Here is a 26,117-nt window from a genome sequence, read left to right as displayed (position 1 = left end):
TCAAACTTAAAAGTCTGACTTTTTAGAAGGAAGGTCGGGGTGTGTCAGTCTGTGGTGAATCTGGGACAGCGATCAACAGTGATCACGGAGCAGGGACGGCGCGAACAGGACATGGCTGACAGAACGTCACAAGCTGACGGCAGTGCCACGGACGGCGGCGGTGCCGGGGACGGCGACGGCGGCGGGATCAGGACCTTCCCCTTCCCGACCGAGCTGGCCGTCGGCCGGGTCGGCATGCAGGTCGGCCCCATGGGCACCGGCCGCACCTGGCACGCCGACGCCCCGCTGGAGCGCGTCCACCGCATCGACTTCCACGTCGTCATGCTCTTCACCGAGGGTCCCGTACGGCACATGATCGACTTCGCCGAGTACGAGGCCTCGGCGGGCGACCTGCTGTGGATCCGCCCGGGGCAGGTCCACCGCTTCTCCCGCGAGAGCGCGTACCACGGAACCGTCCTCACCATGCAGCCCGGCTTCCTGCCCCGCGCCACCGTGGAGGCCACCGGCCTGTACCGCTACGACCTCCCGCCCCTGCTCCACCCCGACCCCGCCCGGCTCACCGCACTGCAGGCCGCCCTCGACCAGCTCCGCCGCGAGTACGAGGACACCGCCACCCTCCCGCTCAGCCTGCACACCGCCGTCCTCAGACACACCCTCACCGCGTTCCTGCTGCGCCTCGCCCACCTCGCGGCCAGTTCCGCCGAGGCCTCCCGGCAACAGACGGACAGCACCTTCACCCGGTTCCGGGACGCCGTCGAGCAGGGCTTCGCCGCCAACCACAGCGTCAGCGCCTACGCCGACGCCCTCGGGTACTCCCGCCGCACCCTCGTGCGCGCCGTGCGCGCCGCCACCGGCGAGACCCCGAAGGGCTTCATCGACAAACGCGTGATCCTGGAGGCCAAACGCCTTCTCGCGCACACCGACCTGCCGATCGGCCGGGTCGGCGCGGCCGTCGGCTTCCCCGACGCGGCGAACTTCTCCAAGTTCTTCCAGCTGCACACCGGCCGGACGCCGGTGGGGTTCCGGGCCGAGCTGCGCTGAGCGGCGCGCTCAGACGGCAAGAGGGTGGCTCCACGCAGCGTGGAGCCACCCTCTTGCCCTCCGGGCGGCGTCAGTGCCCGAAGTCGAACCAGTTCACGTTCACGAAGTCCGCCGGCTGGCCGCTGGAGAAGGTCAGATAGACGTCGTGGGTGCCGGTCACCGGGCTGATGTTGGCCGGGACCGTCCGCCAGGACTGCCAGCCGCCGGTGCCGGCCACCGAGAAGCTGCCGACCGGGGGACTGGTGGGGCTGTCCAGCCGTACCTGGACCAGACCGCTCACCCCGGACGCGGCCCCGCTCGCCACCCGGGCGTAGAACTGCGTGGCCGCCGTGGAGCCGAAGTTCACGCCCTTGTACGACGCCCAGTCGCCGTTCGCGAGGTAGCCGATGTCCTGCCCGCCGCCGGTGTCCGTGGTCGTCTCGGTGCCGACGCCGGACTGGCCGTCGTAGGACTCGGCCTGGATCGGGCTGTAGGCGTCGCGGTTGCCCGGCGGGGGAGTGGTGCCGCCGCTGCCGCCGGACTGGAGCACCTGGACGTAGTCCACGACCATCGGGTGCCCCGGGTCGGTGGCGCCGGTCGGGCCTCCGCCGAACGCCGACGGGAAACCGCCGCCCATCGCCACGTTCAGGATGACGAAGAAGCCGTGGTTCGTGGCGTTGGCCCAGGTCGTCGCGTCCACCTGGTTCGCCGTGACCGTCTGGTAGTTGACGCCGTCGACGTAGAAGCGGATCGCCTCCGGACTCACCGAGCGGTCCCACTCCATCGTGTAGGTGTGGAAGCCGGACTGGCAGGTGGTGTTCGGACAGGCCGTGGAGTTGCCGAGGCCGGTGGTCTCGTTGCACGGGCCGCCGGGGCTGGTGCCGCAGTGCATCGTGGCCCAGGTCTTGTTCAGGCCGTTGACGTTCTCCATGATGTCCAGCTCGCCGACGCCGGGCCAGTTCTGGTAGTTGCCGCGGTACGGCGCGCCCAGCATCCAGAAGGCGGGCCAGTAGCCGGCCGCCGCGTCCCCGGTCACGTTCGGCATCTGGATCCGGGCCTCCACGCGCAGCTTGCCGCCGGCCGGGGGCTGGAAGTCGGTCCGGGTGGTCTCGATGCGGCCGGAGGTCCAGTCGCCGGAGGCGTCGCGGCGCGGCGTGATGAGCAGGTCGCCGTTGCCGTCCAGCGCCACGTTGTTCGTGCTCGACGTCATCGACTCGACCTCGCCGGTGCCCCAGTTCGCGGCGCCGCCCGGGTACGAAGTCCCGGTGTCGTACTGCCAGTCGGAGGTGTTCACGCCGGAGCCGGCCGCGCCGTTGAAGTCGTCCAGGAAGACCTGGGACCAGCCCGTGGGGGGCGCGGGCGCGGAAGCGTTCGCGGGTGCGGTGGCGGCCGTGGCGAGGGCCGCGGACAGGCCGAGCGTCGCGACGACGGCGACGAGCGCGCGGCGCAGGGGGCGGGGCCGCGACGGGCGGGGTCTGGGTATGCCGGAGGGTGCGTTCACGGGGGCCTCTCGGGTCCGGGGTACGGAGTGGGGGAGGTGCGGGGTAGGGGAAGTGCGGGGTGCGGGAGGTGCGAGAGCGCTCCCACGGCCGGTCGGCTGAGAGCGCTCTCAGGGTGCCGCCAATGTGCTCCCCGCCCCCGCGACCGTCAAGCCTTGAAACAAGGAAAGTCCTTGATTCGCGGGGGAGTTCACGGTGTGAAGCCACCCGTACCCGCTCAGACCGGCCGCCACCCCAGGGCCCGGGAGATCCCCCGGCCCGCCAGCCGGACCGCCGGAGCGAGCGCCGGCACCTGGGCGCCGTCCCGGGGCACCACCACCGACACCGCCGCGACCACCTCCCCGCCCGGACCGCGGACGGCCGCCGCCACGGACAGCGCGTCCTGCGTGACCTGACGCTCGCTGACCGCCACACCCGAGCGGCGCACTTCGGCGAGCGTGCGCCGCAGACCTGCCGGGTCGGTGAGCGTGTACGGCGTGAAGGAGGCGAGCGGCCCCGCGCAGTACTCCTCCTGGACGGCCGGGTCGGCGTGCGCGAGCAGGACGAGGCCGACGCCGGTGGCGTGCAGCGGCCAGTGCGCGCCGATGCGGATGTGCACGCCCACCGCCGAACGGCCCTGCAGCCACTCGACGTAGACGACCTCCGTGCCGTCCCGCACCGCCAGCTGCACGTTCTCGTGCGTCGCCTCGTACAGGTCCTCCAGATACGGCAGCGCCAGCTGGCGCAGGGCGAGACCGCGCGGGGCGAGCGTGGCCACCTCCCACAGGCGCAGCCCCACGTGGTAGACCCCGGACGCGTCGCGCTCCAGCGCGCCCCACGCGGTCAGGGCCCCCGCCAGCCGGTGCGCGGTGGTGAGGCTGAGCCCGGCCCGGCGGCTGATGTCCGTCAGCGACAGGGCGGGATGCTCGTGGTCGAACGCGGCGAGCACGGCCAGCAGCCGGTCGGGAGCGGACCGTTCGCCCACCGCACCCACCTCGCCCTGTCGTCGCTCGCCCCCGCCGGGATCGTCATCGCCGACAGTACGCGCGGGAGCCCGCCGTGACAGCGGGCGCGGGTGAGGACGCCGTGGTCCGGCGGGCTCCGGTCGGTTCTGCGGGCCGTGGGTCGCTGCTGCTCGGTGCCGGTGATCCTCGGCCCGGGGGGCGGGGTCAGTGGGTCATGAAGGCGGCGACGGGCAGCGCCCGGGAGACGATCCGTACGTCGCCGAGGCGGCCGTGCAGGATCTGGTCGATCTTTCCGGCGTACTCGTAGCCGCCGAGCAGCCACGGCAGTCCGACGGAGGCGATCCCGACGGCGGGGGCCTTGGGATTGCGGACGACCGGGCAGCCCTCCACGTAGAGGGTGGTGCGGGTGCCGTCGTTGACGACCGCGAGGTGCCACCAGGTCTCCAGCGCCGTCTCCTGCCCCCAGTTGGTGGCGATGCCCTCCTGGTTGAGCGGCCGCATCGCCCACTGCGGCTCACGGTCGTCCGACAGCGAGAGGGTGGCCAGCGGCTCGTCGGGATCGTCGCCGGTCTTGCCGGCGGCGCCGCCCGTGCCGGTGCGGCCGACGATGCCCGACCAGGCGTGGTGGGCGGGGTCCCAGTCGGCCGGGAGGCGGTAGAACGCCTCGATGGTGTAACCGTTCTCGAAAGTGGCCGAGTTGAGCGGCGCACCGTCCACCGTGCGCAGATACGCGCCCCTCAGCGGGGACTTGTACCCCTGGAACTCCAGGCTGCCGTGGCCCGGCTGGTCGGGGTGGTGGTCGGCCGACCAGCCGAGCGTGCCGCCGCCCACCGTGACCACGGTGAGGTCGTTGCCCCGGCCGGACAGGTCACGGACGGTGCCGGAGACGGCCGACTCGAAGCGCCAGTAGGCGGCCGTGCCCGGGATCAGCATCTTCGACGCGGGCCGCGCGGGGCGGGCCGGCACCGGGTCGAAGCCCGCGAAGCGGGCCGCGAAGTCGATGTCCACCGAGAAGCGGTCCGCGTCGCCGCTCAGCTCCAGCTCCTGCCGCTCCAGCGCGTTCAGGCCCTCGGCGGCCCGGCCGAGGATCCACGGGGAAACGGTTTCGACGTCGATGACGTTCCGGTCCAGGTCGAAGCGGTACAGACGGATCATCGCCGCACCGCCGAAGTAGCGGTTCTGGTAGTTCGTGAGGTGCAGGTGCACCTCGTTGCCCGCCGCGTTCTTGCGCACCGCCCGCCCGGCCGGCCAGTAGTGGCCGTTCAGGGTGAGGAAGATCTGGTCGTGGTCCGCGATGAGCTGGTCCCACAGCTGCTGCCCGTGGTCCGACAACCGGTCGTCCCCGACGACGAGTTCGTGCGTGGTGAGGACGACGGGGGTCTTCGGGTGCCGGGCGAGGACGTCCTTCGCCCACGAGTATCCCTTGGCCGACAGCCGCCAGTCCAGTGCCAGCACCAGCCACTCGCGACCGGCCGCCCGGAAGAGGTGGTAGGTGTTGTAGCCGTCCGAAGAGGCGCCGCCGAACGTCGACTTGTTGCGGAGGCGCTGCGGGCCGAACGTGTCCAGGTACGGGGTCGGGCCGCGCTGGTCGTCCGTCGAGGACTTCACGTCGTGGTTGCCGGCCAGCACGCTGTAGCCGACGCCCCTGCGGTCGAGGATCCCGAACGCCCTGCCGATCGCGGTGAATTCGGCCTCGGCGCCGTTCTGGGTGAGGTCGCCGAGGTGGGACAGGAAGACGATGTTCTCGTCCTTCCCGTGCTGCAACAGGTAGCGCAGCGACGCCTCGACGGGCGCCGCGTCGATGCTCGGCCCGTCGAACAGGTACTGGGTGTCGGGCATCACCGCGAGCGTGAAGCGACGGCTCTCCGGGTCGGGCCGCGGGCCGCCCTTCTCGGCCGCCTCGGCGACGGCCGGCACCGCGACCCCGGCCGTGGCGGCGGCGCCCAGCAGCGCGGTGGCTCTGAGGAAACTGCGTCGTCCGGCACCGGCCTGCGCGGCCTCGTCCCGGACGGGGTCATGCGACGTACACACGTGTGCTCCGTAAAGGTCGCTGAGATCACTGAGAAGGGCGGGGAGGGGCGGGGTCACAGGGCGCGCAGGGGGCGGCTGCGGCGGCGGTTCACGGCCGGTGCCGGACGGGACGGTCGTACGGCACCCGCGGCCTCGGTGCGCCCGGCGAACGCGGCGCGTTCGGGACACCCGGTGGCGGTGGCGGTGGCGGTGGTGGTGGGGGCAGCGGTCGTGGTGGTGGGGGCGGTGGTCGTGGCCGGCAGCAGGACCCGGGGCGCGCACAGCTCCGTACCGCGCGGCGCTCCCGGCTCGTCCGTCGCCGTCACCACCCGCAGGGTCAGCCAGGTCGCGCCGCCGTCCCGCGGCAGCCCGAACGGCAGCGGTACCGCCGCCGTCTCGCCCGGCCGCAGATCGGGCAGTTCGGCCGGGGCGGCCAGGATCCTGCCGTCGGCCCGCAGCAGCTCCCAGGTCGCCGCCAGCCGGCCGAGACCGGGGACGTGGTGGTCGTTGGCGAGGACGATTCCCTCGTGCCGGTGGCACCGGATGCGGACCGCGGCCTCGCGCTGCCGGTGCTCGTACGGTCTGGTGTCCGTGTGCCCGGCCGGTCTTCCGTCGCTCACGCGCTGCACCATTCCGTGGCCCCGGGACCGGGGGATGAAGCCGCTCTGAAGAGCCGGGGTGGACTCGGTAACCGCTTACGGAAAGGGATCCCTCACCGGCCCCCGACCGGGTTCGCTCACCGGATGGCCCCCTTGGCGAGGTCCCCGATGATCTGCCGGGCGCCGATCGCGAACACGATCAGCGGCGGGACCAGGGCGATCAGGGCGCCGGTCATCACCATGCCGTAGTCGGTGGTGCCGTGGGTGCCGTTCAGCTGGGAGAGGGCGACCTGGAGGGTGACGTTGTCGGGGTCGGTCAGGGCGATCAGGGGCCAGGCGTAGTCGTTCCACTGGCTCATGAAGGTGAAGATGCCGAGGAAGGCCAGCCCGGGCCGGACCACGGGCAGGGCCACGTGCCAGTACTGGCGCAGGAAGTGCGCGCCGTCGATGCGGGAGGCGTCCAGCAGCTCGTCGGGGATCGCGCCCCGCATGTACTGGCGCATCCAGAAGATGCCGAAGGCGTTGGCCGACGCCGGCACGATCAGTGAGGTCATCGAGCCGATCCAGCCGAGCTTCGCCATGATCACGAACTGGGGGATGGCGGCCAGCTGCGCCGGCACCATGAAGATCAGCATGAGCAGCGCGAACAGCGGCCGCCGGCCGGGGAAGGCGAACTTGGCGAAGACGAACGCGGCCAGCGAGTCGAAGAACAGCACCAGCACCGTGACCGAGCCCGCGACCAGCAGTGAGTTCAGCAGGGAGCCGAAGAAGTCGACGGCCGCGAACAGATGACGGACGTTCTCCGGGAAGTGTGAGCCCGGCAGGAGCTTCGGCGGGAAGGAGAAGATCTCGCTCGACGTGTGCGTCGACATGATCACGGCCCAGTAGAACGGGAAGGCCGACAGCAGCAGACCGAGGACGAGGACGGCGTGCAGCGCGATGCCTCTGCCGCGGGAACCCCTGATGCTCCCGGAGCTGCTGAGGGGGCGGGTCCGGGGCCGTCGTGTGCCGTGGGTGGTTGCCATGGTGACCGGCCTGCCTATTCTTCGCCGCGGCGCTGCACCAGGCGCCAGTTGACGATCGAGAAGAGGGCGACGACGAGGAAGATGCCCCAGGCCACGGCGGCGCCGTAGCCGAAGTCGTTGTTGTCGAAGGTCTGTTGGAAGAAGTAGAGGACCATCGTGCGGCCCGCGTGCCCGGGGCCGCCGGAGAAGGTCGACTCGTTGGCGGTGTTCTGGAGGAGCACCTGGGGTTCGGAGAAGCTCTGCAGTCCGGTCACGGTCGAGACGACCAGCACGAACAGCAGCACCGGCCGCAGCAGCGGGAGCGTCACGCGGAAGAAGGTCGTCACGGGTCCGGCGCCGTCGATCCGTGCCGCCTCGTACAGCTCGCCCGGGACGGTCTGCAGCCCGGCGAGGAAGATGATCGCGTTGTAACCGGTCCACTGCCAGGTCATCAGCGTGGCGATGGCGACCTTGATGCCCCAGGGCGTGTTCAGCCAGGCCACCTGGTCCAGCCCGACCGCCTGCAACAGGGCGTTGACCAGGCCGAAGTTGGTGGAGAACACCGAGCCGAAGATGATCGCGACGGCGACGACGGAGGTGACGTTCGGCAGGAAGTACGCGAACCGGTACACGTTCTTGAAACGCACCGCCGAGTTGAGCAGCACGGCCGTCACCATCGCCAGGAAGACCATGGGGAAGGTGGCCAGCGCCCAGATGACGACGGTGTTCCCGATCGAGGACCAGAAGTCGGTGTCCGACAGCAGGTACGCGTACTGCGACAGGCCCGCCCACTCCATCCGGCCGAGGCCGTCCCAGCGGTGGAAGGACAGATAGAGGGAGAAGCCGACGGGGACCAGGCCGAAGCCGAGGAACAGCAGATAGAAGGGGGAGATGGCGGCGTAGAGGTGCCAGTAGGCGCGCCGGCCCCGCCTGCCGCGGACGGCGGGAGGATCCGCGAGCACGGGTGAGGGCTCGTCGTTCAGGGCCGTGGCCATCAGTGACTCACCCCCAGGTGCTCGGCGATGCGCCTGCAGGTGCGCATGGCGTCCCTCCAGGCCTGCTCGGGGTCCTTGCCGAGGACGCCGACGTTCTTGATCTCGTCCTTGACCGGCTGTGACAGGGCGGTGTCGTACGGGCTGTCGTAGGCGACCGGGATCTTCTGCGCCGCGGGCCCGAAGACGTCCATGGTGATCTGGCCGCCGAAGAACGGATCGGGCTCGCGCAGCGTTTTCAGTCCGTACGACGCCGGGGTGGACGGGAACAGGCCCGCGTCCACGAAGCCCTGCGCCTGGTTGGCGGCGTCCAGCACCCAGGTGATGATCCGGAACGCCTCCTCCGGCTCCCGGCAGGCCTTGGTGACGGAGAGGAACGAGCCGCCGATGTTCGACGGCCCGCCCGGACAGGCCGCCACCCGCCAGCGGCCCGTGGTCCTCGGCACCCCGGTCTTGATGTCGTTGGTGGCCCAGGAGGCGTTGAGCTGGCTGGGCAGCTTGCCGTCCTGGACGGCCGAGAGCTGGTCCGGGGTGCCGCTGACCAGGTCCGAGACGATCCGCCGCCGCTTGGCCTCGACGGCCCGGTCCCACGCGGTACGCACGTGCTCCTGGTCGCCGATGAAGTGCCGGTCCCGGTCGACGTACCGCTTCGTGCCCTGGTTGACCGACATCTCGAAGACACTGGTGATGTCGGTCAGCAGACACGTCCCCGGTATGCGTTTTCGCAGCTGTTCCCCGGCGGCGAAGAACCTCTCCCAGCTGTCCAGCTCCCGTGACACGTCGGCTGGTTCGTACGGCAGGCCCGCCCGGCGGAACACCGCGTACTGGTAGTAGTGCGCGACCGGGCCGCAGTCGATCGGGAATCCGACCATACGGCCGTCGTCCGCGCGGCCCTGCTCCCACTTCCAGGCCAGATACCGGTTGCGGAGCTTTTCCGCGCCGAGCGTGCGCAGATCCACGAACTGGTCGGCATCGGGCAGATACGACGCCATGTCCTCGCCCTTGAGGCCCGCGATGTCGGGGATGTGGGCCCGGCCCGCCATCGTGGTGATCAGCTTCGAGCGGTAGTAACCGCCTATCTTGACCGCCCGTAGTGCCACGGAGCCGTCGAAACGTTTCCTGGCCTGTTTCAGGACGGTGTCGCCGAGGCCGCCGTCCCAGTACCACAGGACCATGTTCCGGCCGGTCGAGCCGGTCGGCACGGCACAGCCCGACGTCAGGCCGCCGAGCGCCGTGGCGGCCGTCGTGCCAAGGCCCGCCCGCAGCAGGCCTCTTCGGGAGAGCCGCACAGCTCCCACCGCCTTTCGGATGTCGTCGACGCGCGAGGGGGGATCAGCTCCGCCGCGGGGCGGGCGGGCTGTCGTCGGGGTGCGGCAGGAGCGAGGCCGCCGGTGCGGGGCGCTGCGGCGGGGCCGCGCGTGCGGGGCGCGCCGGCGGCGTGACCGGGGCCGGGCGGGGTGGTGGGCCCGGGTCGGCGGGCAGGCGGCCGGCGAGGAAGCCGTAGGCGCGCCGCAGTTCGGGGTCGTGCTGCGTCCGCCACCAGCGGTCGACGCCGTACCAGCCGGGCGCCGCGAGGGCGCCGCCGTGCCGGGCGACCGACAGACCGGCGGCGAGGACGGCGAACCGCAGCCGCTCGGCCAGCGGCCAGCCGCCGAGCGAGGCGGCCACGAAGCTCGCGCCGAAGACGTCTCCGGCGCCGGTCGCGTCCACGACATCGATGTCGAGGGCCGGGACCCGCGCGTACTCGCCGGTCGTCTGGTCGACGGCGATCGCACCCCGGCCGCCGCACGTCACCACGGCGACCGGCACCAGCTCCGCGAGCACCCCGAGCGCGGCGACGGCCGTGTCGGTGCGGGTGTAGGCCGTCGCCTCCGCCTCGTTGGGCAGGAAGGCGTGGCACAGCGCGAGCTGGTCGAGCACGTCCCGGGACCACCGGTGGGTCGGGTCCCAGCCGACGTCGGCGAAGACGCGGGTGCCGTTCGCGGCGGCCTTGCCGAGCCAGGCGGGCGCCTCGGCCTCCAGATGGACCAGCGCGGTGCGCGCGGCGGGCGGGTCGCCCAGCAACTCGTCCTGGGAGTACGGCGGTTCCTCGCCGTGGGTGACCAGGGCGCGGTCCGCGCCGGGTGCCCCGGGCAGGGCGAGGGCGACGGTGACCGGGGTCGGCCGGCCGGGTGCCGTGCGGGACGGCCCGAGGTCGACGCCCTCCTGTCCGGCCAGCACCTCCTGGCACCAGGCGCCGTAGAAGTCGTCGCCGAACACCGTGGCCAGCGAGGTGCGCAGACCGAGCCGGGCGGCGGCGACGGCGAGGTTGGCGATGCCGCCGGGGCCGCAGCCCATGCCGGAGGTCCAGATCTCCTCGCCGGGCACCGGCGGCCCCGGCAGCCCGGTGAGGACGATGTCGTAGAAGAGCAGCCCGGCCAGCAGCACGTCGGGCCGCTCGTCGTCCACGGACACGAAGACGTCCTCTCGTCGGCGTCGGATCGTCGGAACTCTTCAGGTCGCTTCACTTCGGTGCACGGAATCGTGCGCTCCTCGGCCGAGTTGGTCAATAGTCGAGCAGAACTGAGCATGGAGCTAAGCGGATATGACGAGTACTGTTCATGGCGTGCTGGCAGAACGACGACATCAACGCATCCTGAGCGCCCTGCGCTCCGGCGGCCCGGCCTCCGTCACCGAGCTGTCCGAGCAGCTCGGTGTCAGCCCGGCCACCGTCCGCCGCGACCTGGTCAGACTGGAGGACGACGGCCTGCTCACCCGCGTCCACGGCGGCGCGGTCGTCGAGGAGGGCGACCAGCCCTTCGCCGAGGTCGCCGAGGTGCGGGTCGCCGAGAAGGACGCCGTCGCGGCCCGCGCGGCGGCGATGATCACCGACGGCCAGTCGGTCCTGCTGGACATCGGCACCACCGCGTACCGGCTCGCCCGGCAGCTGCACGGCCGCCGCCTGACCGTCATCACCAGCAACCTCGTCGTCTACGAGGAACTGGCCGACGACGAGGACATCGCGCTGGTGCTGCTCGGCGGCATGGTCCGCCGCGAGTACCGCTCCCTGGTCGGCTTCCTCACCGAGGACAACCTCCGCCAGCTGCACGCCGACTGGCTCTTCCTCGGCACCAGCGGTATCCGGCCCGGCGGGCAGGTGATGGACACGACCGTGGTCGAGGTGCCGGTCAAGCGGGCCATGATCGCGGCGAGCGACAAGGTCGTGCTGCTCGCGGACGCCGCCAAGTTCCCGGGCACGGGCATGGCCAGGGTGTGCGGTCCCGAGGACCTGGACGCGGTGGTGACGGACGCGCCCGTGGACCCGGCCACCCGGTCCGCCTTGCAGGAAGCCGGAGTCGAGGTGGTCGTGGCGGACGACCGGGGAAGGGTGCAGACGTGAAGCTGACGATTCTGGGCGGCGGCGGATTCCGCGTGCCGCTGGTATACGGTGCACTGCTGGCCGACCACGCCGAAGGGCGGGTCACCGAGGTCGTCCTCCATGACCTGGACGACCGTCGACTGTATGCAGTATCCCGTGTACTGGATGAACAGGCCGCCGGGATCCCCGGCGCGCCCCGGGTGAGCGCCACCACGGACCTCGATGAGGCGCTCACCGGCGCCGACTTCGTCTTCTCCGCCATCCGCGTCGGCGGACTGGAGGGCCGGGCGAACGACGAGCGGGTCGCGCTCGCCGAGGGCGTCCTCGGCCAGGAGACCGTCGGCGCGGGCGGCATCGCCTACGGCCTGCGCACCGTCCCCGTCGCCGTCGACATCGCCCGTCGCGTGGCCCGGCTCGCCCCCGACGCCTGGGTCATCAACTTCACCAACCCGGCCGGCCTGGTCACCGAGGCCATGTCCCGCCACCTCGGCGACCGCGTCATCGGCATCTGCGACTCGCCCGTCGGCCTCGGCCGCCGCATCGCCCGCGCCCTCGGGGCCGACCCGAAGCGGGCCTTCGTCGACTACGTCGGCCTCAACCACCTCGGCTGGGTACGCGGTCTGCGGGTCGCCGGCCGCGACGAACTCCCGCGCCTGCTCGCCGACCCCGCGCGGCTCGGCTCCTTCGAGGAGGGCAGGCTGTTCGGCACCGACTGGCTCCAGTCGCTCGGCGCGATCCCCAACGAGTACCTGCACTACTACTACTTCAACCGGGAAGCCGTGCACGCCTACCAGCAGGCCGAGCGGACCCGGGGTGCCTTCCTGCGCGACCAGCAGGCCCGCTTCTACGCCGACGCCCTGCGCCCGGACACCTCCGCGCTCACGGCCTGGGACCGCACCCGGGCCGAGCGCGAGGCCACGTACATGGCCGAGAACCGGGAGAGCGCCGGTGCGGGGGAGCGCGAGGCCGACGACCTGTCCGGCGGTTACGAGAAGGTCGCCCTCGCCCTGATGCGGGCCATCGCCCGCGACGAGCGGACCACGCTGATCCTGAACGTGCGCAACGGCGCCACCCTCTCGGCGCTCGACGCCGACGCCGTCATCGAGGTCCCCTGCATGGTCGACGCGAGCGGTGCCCGCCCCGTCTCGGTCACCCCGCTGCCCGGCCACGCCACCGGACTGGTCTGCTCGGTCAAGGCCGTCGAGCGGGAGGTGCTCGCCGCCGCCGAGTCCGGCTCCCGGCACACCGCCGTGAAGGCCTTCGCGCTGCATCCGCTGGTCGACTCGGTCACCGTCGCCCGCAGACTGGTCGAGGGCTACACCGAGGCCCATCCTGGCCTGGCGTACCTTAAGTGAGCAGAGTTAGTAAGCGCTTTCATCCCCCTTGCTCGCCTCTCCCTCCTGGAGACCGCCATGCACGACGAACGCCGCCGCATCGAGGAACGTGTCGCCCGCCTCCACGACCAGCGCATCAAGCCCGCGATCTACGCGGCCCGCGTCCCCTTGGAGGTCGCGGCCTGGCAGGCGCCCGGGGAACCGGTCCCCTTCGAGGAGGCCGCGGCCGCCCCCTACACGCCGTTCGCCATGAACACCCCCTGGGGCCCGCCCTGGGGCACGACCTGGTTCCGCATGCGCGGCGAGGTGCCCGCCGGGTGGGCCGGCCGGCGGGTCGAGTCCGTCATCGACCTCGGCTTCGTCGGCGACTGGCCGGGCAACCAGGCCGAGGCGCTCGTCCACCTCACCGACGGCACCCCGCTGAAGGCGGTCAACCCGCTCAACCAGTACGTTCCGGTCGCCCGCCCGGCCTCCGGCGGGGAAGTCGTCGAGTATCTGGTGGAGGCAGCCTCCAACCCGGACATCCTCGCGAACGAGTTCACCGCACCCACCCCGCTCGGCGACGTACGGACGGCAGGCGACCGTCCACTGTATACATTCCGCCGCGCCGACCTCGCCGTACTCGACGAGGAGGTCTGGCACCTCGACCTCGACCTCCAGGTGCTGCGCGAACTGATGCGGGAGCTGGGCGAACACGACCCGCGCCGGCACGAGATCACCCACGCCCTCGACCGGGCCATTGACCTGCTCGACCTGGACGACGTCGCCGGTTCGGCGATCGCCGTGCGTGACGCCCTGAAGCCCGTGCTCGCCAAGCCCGCCCACGCCAGCGCGCACATCCTGTCCGGCGTCGGCCACGCGCACATCGACTCCGCCTGGCTGTGGCCGATCCGCGAGACCAAGCGCAAGACGTCCCGCACCTTCTCCAACGTCACCGCGCTCGCCGACGAGTACGAGGAGTTCGTCTTCGCCTGCTCCCAGGCCCAGCAGTACGAATGGGTCCGGGACCACTACCCCCACGTGTGGGAGCGGATCAAGAAGTCCGTCGCCAAGGGCCAGTGGGCGCCGGTCGGCGGCATGTGGGTGGAGGCCGACGGCAACCTGCCCGGCGGCGAGGCCCTCGCCCGCCAACTCGTGCACGGCAAGCGGTTCTTCATGGAGCACTTCGGGATCGAGACCAAGGGCGTCTGGCTGCCGGACTCCTTCGGCTACACCGCCGCATACCCGCAGCTGGCCCGCCTCGCCGGCAACGACTGGTTCCTCACCCAGAAGATCTCCTGGAACCAGACCAACAGCTTCCCCCACCACACCTTCTGGTGGGAGGGCATCGACGGCACCCGGATCTTCACCCACTTCCCGCCCATCGACACCTACAACGCCCGCTTCAGCGCCGAGGAACTGTCCCGAGCCGTGCGCAACTACGCCGAGAAGGGCGGCGCCACCCGCTCCCTCGCCCCCTTCGGCTGGGGTGACGGCGGCGGCGGCCCCACCCGCGAGATCATGGAACGCGCCCGCCGCCTGAAGGACCTGGAGGGCTCGGCGAAGGTCGAGATCGAGCACCCGGACGCCTTCTTCGCCAAGGCCCGCGCCGAGTATCCGAACGCACCGGTCTGGGTGGGCGAGCTGTACCTGGAACTGCACCGCGCCACCTACACCACCCAGGCTCGCACCAAGCAGGGCAACCGCCGCAGCGAACACCGGCTGCGCGAGGCCGAGTTGTGGGCCACCACGGCCGCCCTGCACGCGCCGGACTACACCTACCCGTACGAGAAACTGGACCGGCTGTGGAAGACGGTCCTGCTGCACCAGTTCCACGACATCCTGCCCGGCTCCTCCATCGCCTGGGTGCACCGCGAGGCCGAGGCCGAATACGCCCGGGTGGCGCAGGAGCTGATGGCGCTCACCGGCGAGGCCGTCGCCGCCCTGGGCACCGGTGCGCCCCGCGTCTTCAACACGAGCCCCCGCGACCGCGCCGAGGTGGTCCGCACACCGGAGGGCGCACCGGTGTACGTACGGGTGCCCGCGAACGGCTCCGCGCCCCTGGTTCCGGCCGAGCCGCCGCAGCCGGTGACGGTGAGCGGGCGGTGTATGCAGAATGGAATCGTCCGTGTACAGGTGGCAGAAGACGGAACACTGTCTTCTGTATACGATCTACGATCCGACCGTGAAGTCCTCGCCGGCCCCGGCAACCTCCTCCGCCTGCACACCGACCTCCCCAACTACTGGGACGCCTGGGACATCGACAAGCACTACCGCAACCGCTACACCGACCTGCTGGAGCCCGACTCGGTCACCGTGGTCGAGCAGACCCCTCTCGTCGGCGCGATCCGCGTGGTCCGCACCTTCGGCAAGGGCTCCCGCATCACCCAGACGATCACCGTCCGTGCCGGCAGCGCCCGGATCGACATCGAGACGGACCTCGACTGGCACGAGACGGAGAAGATCCTCAAGGCGGGCTTCCCCGTCGACGTGCGCGCCGCGCACTCCAGCGCCGAGATCCAGTTCGGCCACGTCCAGCGGCCCACCCACACCAACACCACCTGGGAGGCGGCCCGCTTCGAGGTCTCCGGCCACCGCTGGGTGCACATCGCCGAGCCCGGCTACGGCGTCGCGCTCGTCAACGACTCCACCTACGGCCACGACGTCACCCGCACGGTCCGCGAGGACGGTGGTACGACCACCACCATCGGCCTCAGCCTGGTGCGCGCCCCGCGCGTCCCCGACCCCGAGGCCGACCAGGGCCGCCACCGCTTCACCTACGCGCTGCTGCCCGGCGCTGGCATCGAGGACGCGGTCGCCGAGGGCTACGCCCTCAACCTCCCGCTGCGCGTGGCCGATTCGGCGGGCGAGCCCGAGCCCGTCGTCTCCGCCGAGGGCGAGGGCGTGACCGTCGAGGCGGTCAAGCTCGCCGACGACGGCTCCGGCGACGTGGTGGTCCGCCTCTACGAGTCCCGGGGCGGCCGCGCGAGCGGCGTCCTGCGCACCGGGTTCCCGCTGGCCGGGGCCGAGATCACCGACCTGCTGGAACGCCCGCTCACCACGGCCGAGACGGACGGGAACGCCGTACCGGTGCAGCTGCGCCCCTTCGAGGTGCGGACACTGCGGCTGGCCGTGAGCCGCTGAGACACGGATCCCCCCGCACCCCTAGGGGTGCGGGGGGACCGCGCGATCAACCACGAACAACCCGCACCCGGCATCGGCCTAGAGCGGCAGCACCTCCGCCGCCGAAGCCGCCTGCACAGGCAACGGCGCCACCGGCAACACGACCCCTGCCTCCTCCGACGCCTGCCTCTGCCGCGGAAACGCCGTGGGCATCAGCGGGCGGGGTCCCGAGACCACCGTGTAGTCCTGCCCGAGGAACGGCGGCTCGATCACGCCCGGGTCCTCGCCGAGGGCCAACCGCACGGCGGCCCAGGGGGCGTTCACCCCGCACAGGGACAGCTGGTGCAGGCCCCCGGCCGGCCGCGTGTTGACGTCCAGCAGCACCGGCTCGTCGCCGTACATGCGGAACTGGATGTTGGACAGGTGGTGCAGCCCGAAGCCCTCCGCGATCAGCCGGGCCGGGGCCAGCCAGCGCTCGTCCAGGGTGAAGCCGCGCCGACGGCCGTTCTTCGTGCGGCCCACCGCGAGCCGCACCCGGTTGTCCGGCCCGGTGAGGACGTCGACGGACACCTCGGGCTGCTCCAGCCGCGGCATCACCAGCCAGTCCACCGGCTCCTGTGCCCGCCGCAGTGCTTCGAGGACCAGGTCCAGCTGCACGTACGGGCCGGGGAAGCCCGCGAGGTGGGTCAGCGAGAACGGGGCGCGGGTGATCACCCGGAAGCCGACCCCGCCGGCACCGGCGGCAGGCTTGAAGCACGCCTTGTGCCCGGCCGACTCCAACTCCTCGACAGCGGCGAGGAGTTCGTCCGCCGTACGGACCCGCCACCACGGCGGTACCGGGACGCCCACCGAGCGGACGGCCTCGTACGCGGTCGCCTTGTCCTCGAACACGGCCACCGCCTCCGGGGTCGGCGCCAGCAGCGCCGTGCCGGCCGCCGCGAAGTCGGCGCGGTGCGCCACGATCGCCGCCTGGTGCAGCCGGGGCACGAAGACGTCGATGCCGCGCCGGGCGCACTGGTCGAGGGCGTACTCGACGTAGGCGGCCGGGGACAGACCCTCCGGTTCCAGGTCGGCGGTGTCGGCGGCGGCCAGCACGGGGGAGTCGGGGTCCCCGTGCGTCGCATGGATCTCCACGGCCCGGTCGCTGGGATTTCTCCGCAGCTGTTCCATGAAGAAGACGTTCTCCGCGTACGTGCGGTTGAGCCAGACGCGTACGCGAGAGAGCATGCAGGCCGCCTTTCGGGTCTCCGGGCAGGGCGAAGCGGCCCGTGCCCGGGCAGAAGGAAGGAAGGGACACCGAACAGCCCCTGCGAAAAGGGGAAGTTGGGACGACGGTGTTGGGGCGATCATACGGCTTTCAAGCGCCCGCTCGTGCAACGCCGGGGTTACGGATTCCGGAACCCCCTAGAGCCACCCCGCCGGGCCCGTGACCCCCTTGTCCCGGATCCGGGAATGTGTTCTTGTGGTCGAGGCGGACGATGATCGGAAAGGGGCACGGGGTGGAGTCGACGGCCGGGGCCGGACAGCTGCTGGCCATCAGCGACCTGCACATCACCTATCCGGAGAACCGCGCCCTGGTCGAGCGCATGCGGCCCACGAGCGACGACGACTGGCTGATCGTCGCCGGTGACGTCGCCGAGACCGTGGCCGACATCCGCTGGGCCCTCGGCACGCTCGCGAGCCGCTTCCGCAAGGTGCTGTGGACGCCGGGCAACCACGACCTGTGGACCCATCCGAAGGACACCGTCACTCTGCGCGGCGTCGCCCGCTACGAGCACCTGGTCGCGATGTGCCGCGAGCTGGGCGTCGTCACCCCCGAGGACCCCTACCCGGTGTGGGAGGGGCCGGGCGGCCCGGTCGCCGTCGCCCCGCTGTTCCTCGGGTACGACTACTCGTTCCTGCCGGCCGGCTGTGACACCAAGGCCGAGGGCCTCGCCTACGCGCAGAGCACCGGCATCGTCTGCAACGACGAGTACCTGCTGCACCCCGACCCGTATCCGACCCGGGACGCCTGGTGCCGGGCCCGGGTCGCCGAGACGGAGCGCAGGCTCGCCGCGCTCCCCGACGGTCTGCCCGTCGTCCCGGCCAACCACTACCCGCTGCACCGGCACCCCACCGAGATCCTGTGGCACCCCGAGTTCGCCATGTGGTGCGGCACCACGCTGACCGCCGACTGGCACCGCCGGTTCCCGATCGCGACCATGGTCTACGGTCATCTGCACATCCCCCGCACGACCTGGCACGACGGCGTCCGCTTCGTGGAGGTCTCGGTGGGCTATCCCCGTGAGTGGCGCAAGCGCTCGGAATCCCCGGGCCGGCTGCGTCGTATCCTGCCGATGGAGGTCGAAGCCGGTGATCGAGGAGCTGCTCCCGGAGTCGGTCGTGGTCGTGGAGGCACACCGTGACGACCCGCTGTGGGACGCCCCGCTCTTTCCCGAGGAGGAGGCGCTCGTCCAGCGGGCGGTGACCAAGCGCCGCCGTGAGTTCGCCGCCGTACGCGGGTGCGCCCGGCGCGCCATGGAGAAGCTCGGTGTGCCCGCGCAGCCCGTCGTCAGCGGTGAGCGGGGTGCCCCGGTCTGGCCGGCCGGCCTGATCGGCAGCATGACCCACTGCGACGGCTACTGCGCCGCCGTGCTCGCCCGCGACGGTGACCTGGCCTCCGTCGGTATCGACGCCGAGCCGCACGGGCCGCTGCCCGAGGGCGTCGGCGACTCCGTCTTCCTGCCCGCCGAGTCCGGGCGGCTCGCCCTGCTCGCCGCGCGGCGGCCCGGCGTGCACTGGGACCGGATCCTGTTCAGCGCCAAGGAGTCCGTCTACAAGGCGTGGTTCCCGCTCACGCGCCTGTGGCTGGACTTCTCCGAGGCCGACATCACCCTGCACCCGGACCCGGACGGCGGCGACCGCGGCACCCTGCACGCCGAGCTCCTCGTCCCCGGCCCCCGGGTCGGCGGCCGCAGGCTCCAGGCCTTCGACGGGCGGTGGGCCGTACGGGACGGGTTCGTGGCCACCTCCGTGGTCGTACCGCACGCGTGACGTCGTATCGCACCCGTGACGCCGGGGTGGTGCCCGCCCGGCCCGGCGCGCGCTCATGCGGGCGGGCACCAGTCGCGCAGCAGGCGGAAGAACTCCTGCTCGTTGCCCGTGAGGCCGGCCCGGGCCAGGGCCTGCTCGGCCTCGGCCAGCACGGCGGGCGGCACCACGGCGGGCCGGCCGCCGTCCGGCGGGCCGTCGAAGGCGGCGCGGACGGTATGCAGCAGCCGCAGGTAGGCCTGTACGGCGGTGCGCTCACGGTCGGTCAGTACGGCGGTGGGCATCGGTCGGCTCTCCCCGGATAGGCGTCGCGGTCTGCGCCCCGCGGCGGGCGCACACCACCAGCTTGCCGCCCACCACTGACAACGCCCTCCGGCTGCGCCCCGGATCGCCCGCTCGGCGCAGTCCGGACCGCGCGTTCCCCGGGACGCGGGACCTCGGTGCACCGAGCCGGCCGGGCCGAACCGGCCGAGCGGATACGGCACTTGGCGACGGCGCCCCGCTGCACCACGGCCCGGAGCGCGGCCTGATCCAGCCACAGCCCGCTCGCCGTACCGGACGGGCAAGGGGCCGTACGGACGTGGACCGGGCGGCCGGGGCGCAGGCTCATCTCCTCGCGCAGCCGGCGCATGTCCCTGCCGATGCCGACAGTCCTGCCCGGTTCAGGACTCGGGCCGCTTGACGCTCTCCAGGAGCATGTCCAGCCACTCCGCGACCTTGTCCCGGTGCTGGTCCGTCGGCAACTGCGCCGCCCGCCAGGCGATTCCGCGCACTCCGTGGTCCTGGAGCAGCCGCTCCAGCGGGTCCTCGGCGGCCGAGGCGGCGGCCCGCTCCCGGTCCGCGAGCTTCGTCAGCAGCTCCTGCTCGGTGCGTTGCAGCGCACCCGCCAGCGCCTCGGGATCCTCGGCGGTCAGGAAGCCGGCGTGCACCCGGAAGAAGCGCTGGAGCGCGTCGCAGTGCTCCATGGTGGGCCGGCGGTCGCCGTTGATGAGGGCGCCGGCCTGCTGCCGGGACATGCCCGCGCCGTCGGCGATCTCCTGCTGGGTGTACTTGCGGCCGCCCGGCTTCAGCCGGGTGCGGCGCAGCAGGCCCAGCCGCTGCAAGAAGCGTGCCTGGACGTCCGGTTCGCCCGCGGGGCGTCCGCTGAGCAGGGCCTTGACCACCGGCTCGGGCACACCGCAGGCCACGGAGAGCCGTCCGACGCAGAAGACCTCGGCGTGCGGCACACCGAGTCGGTCGGCGAGCGCGGTGACGCGGGCGACGACGGCCGGCAGCTGGGCGGTCGCCGTGGCGCCCGGATCCTCGTAGCCATCCGTCACCGACAGAACTCCTACGTCTCTCGAGGGTTTCCGATGCGTCCGTGCTTCCCGGATGCGTCCGGCCTTCCCGGCTTCTCGTGAGCGGTCGCCGTGATGTTCCCGGAGAGTAGCCGGTGCCTCGAACCCACATCCAGGTGTCGCCACAACTGTGGCGAATTTCAGCCGTCAACAGGCAGGAAATGCCACGATAGTTGACATCCCACAGGACGGGGTCGCAGGATCGCAGGGGCCGCGTCAGGCCGCAGAGGCAAGAGGGGTGACCTCCCGATGGCACATCAGGCAGGAGGGCAGCGGCCGGCGCCGCGGCCCGTCCCCGATGCGTGCGACACCCAGGCGTACCTCCAGGACTACGCGGTGCTGCTGGAGTCCCTCGCCCTGCCCTCCCTGGTCGTGGACCACCGCTGGGACGTGGTCATGGCCAACGGCGCGTACGCCACGCTCTTTCGCGGAGTGCGCCCGCATCCGACGGCCATGCCCGGGGACAACTTCCTGCGGTTCGTGCTCTTCCACCCGGACGCCGCCGAGGTCCTCGGCGAGCACGAGCCGGGCTGGTGCCTGCCGATGCTGGCGCACCTGAGGACCGCGCTGGAGACGTACGGCCACGACCACGAACTCCAGGCGGTCCGCCGGGACATCGCCCAGGACCCGATCATGGAGGCCGCCTACCGGCAGGGCCTGCCGCACTGGATGCGGGCGGTCGGCGAGTCCGCCACCCGGCTCGACGGCGCCGTCCGGCTGCTGCACCACCCCGACCCGCGCCGGGGCCCCACCGAGTGCCGGGTCGTCGACGAGAGCCCGCAGTCCCTGCGGGAGGTCGGCTACCGGCGCCTGACGATGGTCCTGCGCGACGCCCGCCGCCCCGCGGCCCCCGTGCGCCGCCCGCGCCGCGCACGCGGTACGGCCGCCCACCTCACGGTCGTACCCCCGCCCCAGGACTGACCCGGCACCGCCGGCGTTCAGGTCACCGGCGGCGCCGGGTCGGGGCCAGTCTGCTGACGCCGACGGCCGGGACGATGACATTCTTGACGGCACCGCCGAGTTCGCAGCTCGATGACGTCGCTGTTCGTCTACGGTTTCACAGATCCAGTACCAGGCGGGTGCCCCGGCACCGGGACACACAGATCATCATCGTGTCACCGGCCGCCCGTTCCTCCTCGCCGAGGACCGAGTCCCGGTGATCCGGGGTGCCCTCCAGCACATCCGTCTCGCAGGTACCGCAGGTCCCCTCGGTGCAGGAGTACAGCACCTCGACCCCGGCGGCCCGCACCGTGTCCAGCACCGACACCTCCGGGGGCACCGTGAGGGCACGGCCGCTGCGCGCGAGCACCACCTCGAACTCCGCAGCGGCGCCCGCCTGTCGGGCCGTGGCGGCCCGGAAGCGCTCAACCCTCAGTCGCCCGGCCGGGCAGCGGGCCTCGACGGCGTCCAGGAGCGGTCCCGGGCCGCAGCAGTACACCAGGGTGTCGTCGCGGCCCCGGACCTCGGACAGGACCGGGGCCAGGTCGAGCAGGCCCGTCTCGTCCTGCGGGGCGAGGGTCACCCGCTCGCCGTAGCGGGCGAGTTCCGCGGTGAAGGCCATGGAGGCGCGGGTCCGGCCGCCGTACAGCAGCGACCACTCGGCGCCCGCCGCCTCGGCCGCGGCGAGCATGGGCAGGATCGGGGTGATGCCGATGCCGCCCGCGACGAACCGGTAGCGGGGGGAGGGTTCCAGCCGGAAGTGGTTGCGCGGCCCGCGCACCCGGACCGTGCCGCCCGTGTCCAACTCGTCGTGCACGCGGGTGGATCCGCCCCGGCCGCCTGGCTCGCGCAGCACCGCGATCCGCCACGCGGAGCGGTCCGCCGGGTCCGAGCACAGCGAGTACTGCCGTTCCAGCTCCGGGCCGAGCAGCAGGTCCACATGGGCGCCGGGCTCCCAGGCGGGCAGGTGCCGCCCGATCGGGTGCCGCAGGGTCAGCGACAGTATCCCGTCGGCCGCGAACTCCCGCTCCGTCACGACGAGTTCGAACTCGGTCACCGTACGTCCTCCCGGAATGCGTGCCCCTCGGGGTGCGCCGGCGTCCACTGCCGCATCATCGGACCTTCTCCACCGGCGTGGCGCCCTCCGCGGCCAGCCGGGCGAGGATGCGGCGGGCGGCAAGACCGCCGGCGTCGATGTTGACGCTCAGCTCCTGGCCGCCGGCACGTTCCGAACTCAGTGTCCGCTGAAGGAGGTTGAGGGCATCCACGTCCTGCATCACCACGGTGTGGTTGTTGGCGCGCAGGAACTCGCTCACCTCGGGGTCGTCGGTCGCCCAGTTCCGGGAGACCGCCCAGAAGTCGTACACCGCGCCGTCCGTGGACGGGGTGATGGCGTAGGTGATCTCGGTGCGGAAGCCGTGCGGGTCGCTGCCGTCCGCCCCGGGTGCGGTGCCGACCGGCGCGATGCTGCTGTGCAGCAGATACAAGCAGGGGGCGTGGTACTCGATGTCCTGCCGGCGGGTGATGCGGCCCGTGAGGCCGGTGGAGCGGGCGTAGAACGACGGGCATTCGGCGTCGTCCATGTGCCGGCTGACCCGGACGATGCCCGCGGCCTCGTCGACCTCGGTGGTGATGGGTGTCTCGGCGACCTCCGGGGTGCCGATGTAGCCGCCGTGCAGATAGGTCTCGTGGGAGAGGTCGAGGAGGTTGTCGACGAGCAGGCCGTAGTCCGCGTCGATCGGCTCCATGCCCCGGACGGTGACCCAGCCGGGGGAGTCGAGGTGCCGGGCCCGCGGCACGGCTTGGGGGTCGGCGAGTGCCGGGTCGCCGATCCACACCCACACCAGCAAGTCCTGCTCCACCACCGGGTAGGAGGCGACGCGGGCGGTGCGCGGAACGCGTTTCTGGCCCGGCACGTACACACAGGTGCCGGTGCGGTCGTAGGTGAAGCCGTGGTAGCCGCAGACGATCCGGTCGCCGTCCAGACCGCTCTCGGAGAGCGGGTAGCGGCGGTGGACGCAGCGGTCGTGCAGGGCGACCGGGCCGCCGTCCTCCTCGGCGCGGTAGAGGACGAGCGGCTCGCCGAGGACGGTCCGGCCGAGCAGCTCGCGCCCGACCTCGTGGCTGTGGGCGGCGACGTACCACTGGTTCCTTGCGAAGGCGGTTACATGGGGCATCGAGTCGGCTCCCGTCTGTCGTGGTGACGGCATCGTCGAGGAGCGTCTCCCGGGGCCGCAACGCTCCTTCCGTCTGACGGAAACACCCTGCGTCGTGGCGGTGCCCGCACCGCCCGTGCCGCCTGTCACATCGCGTACGCTGGGCGGCAGTACGAGGGTTGGGTGTGGCTGAGTGAGTGTGGGGGGTTGTGGATGGCTGTCGGTCGGGTGATCCGCTTCGACGGGATGCGCGGGTACGGCTTCATCGCGCCGGAGCAGGGCGGAGAAGACGTTTTCCTGCATGTGAACGACTTGCTGATTCCCGAGACGTCCGTGCGCTCGGGGCTGGCGGTGGAATTCGAGATCGAGACCGGCGGACGCGGGCTGAAGGCGTCTTCCGTCCGGTTCGCACAGGAGCAGGGGGCCCCGTCGGCGCAGCCGGCCGAGAGCGCCGCCGGGACTCCAGCGGCTCCAGCCGTTTCCGCCGTTTCCGCGGCTCCGGAGGGTTCCGGGGCTCCGGAGGGTTCCGGGGCGGCCGGGGAGGGGCAGGAGCCGATGTGCGACGTGCTCGGCTCGGCCGAGTACACGCGCGAGGTGACGGAGCTGCTGCTGACCTCCGTCCCCGATCTGACGGGACAGCAGATCATCGCCGTACGGCGGCAGTTGGCCCTGTTCGCCAGGCGGCACGGCTGGATCGAGGACTGACAGGACACCCCTGTCCCACGATGCGGGGCGCACCCGCACGTGCGCACATCATGTGAGGAGAAGCGACGCAATGACCACCGAGACGCTGGAGTTCCAGGCCGAAGCGCGCCAGCTCCTGCAGTTGATGGTCCATTCGATCTACTCGAACAAGGACATCTTCCTGCGGGAACTCATCTCCAACGCCTCCGACGCCCTGGACAAGCGCCGCCTGGCCGGCCTCACCGACGACCGCCTGCGGGTCGAGGACCCGCACATCGCCGTCGAGGCCGACAAGGACGCTCGCACGCTGACCGTGCGTGACAACGGCATCGGCATGACCCGCGACGACGTCGTCGGACTCATCGGCACCATCGCCCGCTCCGGTACGGCCGAGACGCTGCGCCGGATGAAGGAGAGGGCGAAGGAGAAGGAAAGCGGGAACGGGGCTGGGACGGGGAACGGGAAGGGCGCCGAATCGGCCGAGCTGATCGGCCAGTTCGGTGTCGGCTTCTACTCCGTCTTCATGGTGGCCGACAAGGTCACCCTGCTCACCCGCAGGGCCGGTGAGGAGAAGGGCGTGCGCTGGGAGTCGGACGGCGGCGGCACCTACACCATCGAGACCGTCGAGGACGCCCCGGAGGGCACGGCGGTCACCGTGCACCTGCGCCCGGCGGACGAGGAGGACGCCCTCCACGACTACGTCGACGAGTGGAAGATCCGGGAGATCGTCAAGCGGTACTCGGACTTCATCGCCTTCCCGATCCGGATGGGCGACGACACCCTCAACTCGATGAAGGCCCTGTGGGCGCGGCCGCGCTCCGAGGTCGCGGACGAGGAGTACCGGGAGTTCTACCGGCACATCAGCCACGACTGGACCGACCCGCTGGAGACGATCCGGATGCGGGCGGAGGGCACGTTCGAGTACGAGGCGCTGCTCTTCCTCCCCGCACGCGCCCCGCACGACCTGTTCCAGCGCGACGCCCGCCACGGCATCCAGCTGTACGTCAAGCGCGTGTTCATCATGGACGACACCCGTGAACTCCTGCCGTCCCACCTGCGGTTCGTCAAGGGTGTCGTGGACGCGGCCGACCTGTCGCTGAACATCTCCCGCGAGATCCTCCAGCAGGACCGGCACATCCAGCTGATCCGGCGCCGCCTCGCCAAGAAGGTCCTGTCCACCGTCAAGGACCTCATGACGAACGACGCCGACAAGTACCGTACGTTCTGGCGGGAGTTCGGCCCCGCGGTCAAGGAGGGCCTGCTCGACGCGAGCGAGGACCATCAGGCCATCCTCGACATCGCCTCGTTCGCCACCACCGCCGGCGACGAGCCCACGAGTCTCGCCGACTACGTCTCCCGGATGAAGGACGGCCAGGACAAGCTCTACTTCATGACCGGCGAGAGCCGCGCCCAGGTCGAGAACTCCCCGCACCTGGAGGCGTTCAAGGCCAAGGAGTACGAGGTCCTGCTGCTCACCGACCCGGTGGACGAGATCTGGGTGGACGCGGTGGGCGCCTACGACGGCAAGGAGTTCCAGTCCGTGGCGCGCGGCGCCGTCGACCTGCCCGCGGGCGAGGACGAGGAACTGTCCGAGGAGAAGTCCGGCAGCTACGCAAGCCTGCTGACCTGGCTGGGCGAGACGCTGGACGACGTCAAGGACGTACGGCTCACCACTCGCCTGACCAGCTCGCCGGCCTGCCTGGTCAGCGACGCCGACGGCATCTCGCCGGCGCTGGAGAAGATGTACAAGGCGATGGGCCAGGAACTCCCGCCGGTCAAGCGGATCCTGGAGCTGAACCCTGGGCATCCGCTGGTCAGCGGGTTGCGGGCGGCGCACGAGGAGCGCGCCGACGCCCCGGAGCTGACCGAGACGGCCGAGCTGCTGTACGGCACCGCCCTGCTCGCGGAGGGCGGGGACCTGGCCGACCCGGCGCGCTTCGCGAAGCTGCTCGCCGACCGCCTCGCCCGGTCGATCTGACCGATATGTCCGATTAGTTCGACATTGTCCGCCGGTCATGGCCCCAGCCGGCCATGACCGGCGGAGCACCTCTCGGACCGCTGACTTTCACATGGGCGCCATCAGACCCTTCCCTGACGTTTGTTGCTCTT

The 26,117-nt window shown here is 71.6% G+C and carries 22 protein-coding genes and 1 pseudogene; 9 read left to right on the top strand and 14 right to left on the bottom strand.

The features are described from left to right. Positions 1-111 precede the first annotated feature (111 nt). Positions 112-1,041 (top strand): helix-turn-helix domain-containing protein, encoded by a 930-nt coding sequence (locus tag ACZ4MF_RS11815; RefSeq protein WP_467491858.1) that lies wholly within the window; start codon positions 112-114, stop codon positions 1,039-1,041. A 70-nt stretch (positions 1,042-1,111) separates the two neighbouring features. On the opposite strand, the gene ACZ4MF_RS11810 is transcribed toward ACZ4MF_RS11815, so the two are convergent. The 8 genes from ACZ4MF_RS11810 to ACZ4MF_RS11775 form a co-directional block, all read right to left on the bottom strand. After that, positions 1,112-2,521, bottom strand: coding sequence for a glycoside hydrolase family 16 protein (locus ACZ4MF_RS11810; protein WP_467491857.1), 1,410 nt, complete (start codon positions 2,519-2,521; stop codon positions 1,112-1,114). Between the two features lie 215 nt (positions 2,522-2,736). Beyond that, a complete protein-coding gene (locus ACZ4MF_RS11805) occupies positions 2,737-3,483 on the bottom strand; it encodes an IclR family transcriptional regulator (RefSeq protein ID WP_467491856.1) in 747 nt (248 codons plus the stop codon). Between the two features lie 184 nt (positions 3,484-3,667). Then, positions 3,668-5,494: a LamG-like jellyroll fold domain-containing protein gene (locus tag ACZ4MF_RS11800; protein WP_467491855.1), complete on the bottom strand. Its 1,827-nt coding sequence runs from the start codon at positions 5,492-5,494 to the stop codon at positions 3,668-3,670. 53 nt (positions 5,495-5,547) lie between these two features. Continuing rightward, entirely contained in the window at positions 5,548-6,093 is a 546-nt protein-coding gene (locus ACZ4MF_RS11795) for a DUF4981 domain-containing protein (protein WP_467491854.1), read from the bottom strand. 116 nt (positions 6,094-6,209) lie between these two features. Then, complete coding sequence (locus ACZ4MF_RS11790; RefSeq protein WP_467491853.1) at positions 6,210-7,097, bottom strand: carbohydrate ABC transporter permease; 888 nt, start codon at positions 7,095-7,097, stop codon at positions 6,210-6,212. Between the two features lie 14 nt (positions 7,098-7,111). Beyond that, positions 7,112-8,071, bottom strand: a complete 960-nt coding sequence (locus ACZ4MF_RS11785; RefSeq protein ID WP_467491852.1) for a carbohydrate ABC transporter permease — start codon at positions 8,069-8,071, stop codon at positions 7,112-7,114. Continuing rightward, on the bottom strand, positions 8,071-9,357 hold the full coding sequence (locus ACZ4MF_RS11780; protein ID WP_467491968.1) for an ABC transporter substrate-binding protein: 1,287 nt from the start codon (positions 9,355-9,357) through the stop codon (positions 8,071-8,073). The genes ACZ4MF_RS11785 and ACZ4MF_RS11780 overlap by 1 nt, the downstream gene beginning before the upstream one ends. 43 nt (positions 9,358-9,400) lie before the next feature. After that, positions 9,401-10,516: a PfkB family carbohydrate kinase gene (locus ACZ4MF_RS11775; protein ID WP_467491967.1), complete on the bottom strand. Its 1,116-nt coding sequence runs from the start codon at positions 10,514-10,516 to the stop codon at positions 9,401-9,403. A 157-nt stretch (positions 10,517-10,673) separates the two neighbouring features. Between ACZ4MF_RS11775 and ACZ4MF_RS11770 the strand changes: the two genes are divergently transcribed. From ACZ4MF_RS11770 to ACZ4MF_RS11760, 3 genes are read left to right on the top strand one after another with little or no spacing between them, the layout of a single operon-like run. Continuing rightward, positions 10,674-11,447, top strand: a complete 774-nt coding sequence (locus tag ACZ4MF_RS11770) for a DeoR/GlpR family DNA-binding transcription regulator (RefSeq protein WP_467491851.1) — start codon at positions 10,674-10,676, stop codon at positions 11,445-11,447. After that, entirely contained in the window at positions 11,444-12,781 is a 1,338-nt protein-coding gene (locus ACZ4MF_RS11765) for a 6-phospho-beta-glucosidase (RefSeq protein ID WP_467491850.1), read from the top strand. Before ACZ4MF_RS11770 ends, ACZ4MF_RS11765 begins: the two co-directional genes overlap by 4 nt. Positions 12,782-12,838: 57 nt before the next feature. Then, positions 12,839-15,883 carry an alpha-mannosidase gene (locus tag ACZ4MF_RS11760; RefSeq protein WP_467491849.1) on the top strand — a complete coding sequence of 1,015 codons (3,045 nt, stop codon included), beginning with the start codon at positions 12,839-12,841 and terminating at the stop codon, positions 15,881-15,883. 78 nt (positions 15,884-15,961) lie between these two features. On the opposite strand, the gene ACZ4MF_RS11755 is transcribed toward ACZ4MF_RS11760, so the two are convergent. Next, positions 15,962-17,089, bottom strand: coding sequence for an ATP-grasp domain-containing protein (locus tag ACZ4MF_RS11755; RefSeq protein WP_467491848.1), 1,128 nt, complete (start codon positions 17,087-17,089; stop codon positions 15,962-15,964). A gap of 272 nt (positions 17,090-17,361) precedes the next feature. Between ACZ4MF_RS11755 and ACZ4MF_RS11750 the strand changes: the two genes are divergently transcribed. After that, positions 17,362-18,267: a metallophosphoesterase family protein gene (locus ACZ4MF_RS11750; RefSeq protein WP_467491966.1), complete on the top strand. Its 906-nt coding sequence runs from the start codon at positions 17,362-17,364 to the stop codon at positions 18,265-18,267. After that, positions 18,215-18,895, top strand: a complete 681-nt coding sequence (locus ACZ4MF_RS11745) for a 4'-phosphopantetheinyl transferase family protein (protein WP_467491847.1) — start codon at positions 18,215-18,217, stop codon at positions 18,893-18,895. Before ACZ4MF_RS11750 ends, ACZ4MF_RS11745 begins: the two co-directional genes overlap by 53 nt. Before the next feature lie 53 nt (positions 18,896-18,948). Here the strand turns inward: ACZ4MF_RS11745 and ACZ4MF_RS11740 are convergent, their stop codons facing one another. The 3 genes and pseudogenes from ACZ4MF_RS11740 to ACZ4MF_RS11730 form a co-directional block, all read right to left on the bottom strand. Beyond that, positions 18,949-19,176: a hypothetical protein gene (locus tag ACZ4MF_RS11740; RefSeq protein ID WP_362823538.1), complete on the bottom strand. Its 228-nt coding sequence runs from the start codon at positions 19,174-19,176 to the stop codon at positions 18,949-18,951. A 221-nt stretch (positions 19,177-19,397) separates the two neighbouring features. Further along, a pseudogene (locus ACZ4MF_RS11735) lies at positions 19,398-19,523 on the bottom strand (toxin-antitoxin system, toxin component); the annotation flags it as partial. Positions 19,524-19,554: 31 nt separating this feature from the next. Next, complete coding sequence (locus tag ACZ4MF_RS11730) at positions 19,555-20,211, bottom strand: helix-turn-helix domain-containing protein (protein WP_467491846.1); 657 nt, start codon at positions 20,209-20,211, stop codon at positions 19,555-19,557. A 267-nt stretch (positions 20,212-20,478) separates the two neighbouring features. Here ACZ4MF_RS11730 and ACZ4MF_RS11725 point away from each other — a divergent pair, with 267 nt between their 5' ends. Continuing rightward, on the top strand, positions 20,479-21,150 hold the full coding sequence (locus tag ACZ4MF_RS11725; RefSeq protein WP_467491845.1) for an MmyB family transcriptional regulator: 672 nt from the start codon (positions 20,479-20,481) through the stop codon (positions 21,148-21,150). A gap of 136 nt (positions 21,151-21,286) precedes the next feature. On the opposite strand, the gene ACZ4MF_RS11720 is transcribed toward ACZ4MF_RS11725, so the two are convergent. Next, the gene (locus tag ACZ4MF_RS11720; RefSeq protein WP_467491844.1) at positions 21,287-22,225 is read right to left on the bottom strand and encodes a PDR/VanB family oxidoreductase; all 939 of its coding nucleotides are present in this window, start codon (positions 22,223-22,225) and stop codon (positions 21,287-21,289) included. Between the two features lie 55 nt (positions 22,226-22,280). Continuing rightward, a complete protein-coding gene (locus ACZ4MF_RS11715) occupies positions 22,281-23,345 on the bottom strand; it encodes an aromatic ring-hydroxylating dioxygenase subunit alpha (RefSeq protein WP_467491843.1) in 1,065 nt (354 codons plus the stop codon). Between the two features lie 192 nt (positions 23,346-23,537). On the opposite strand from ACZ4MF_RS11715, the gene ACZ4MF_RS11710 reads away from it, so the two are divergent. Beyond that, positions 23,538-24,029, top strand: coding sequence for a cold-shock protein (locus ACZ4MF_RS11710; RefSeq protein WP_467491842.1), 492 nt, complete (start codon positions 23,538-23,540; stop codon positions 24,027-24,029). A 70-nt stretch (positions 24,030-24,099) separates the two neighbouring features. Beyond that, a complete protein-coding gene (htpG, locus tag ACZ4MF_RS11705) occupies positions 24,100-25,986 on the top strand; it encodes a molecular chaperone HtpG (protein ID WP_467491841.1) in 1,887 nt (628 codons plus the stop codon). Positions 25,987-26,117 lie beyond the last annotated feature (131 nt).

The sequence above is a fragment of the Streptomyces sp. NPDC025793 genome (assembly GCF_055558375.1).
The sequence above is the reverse complement of the archived record's forward strand: the minus strand, read 5'-3'. Positions and strand labels throughout refer to the sequence as shown.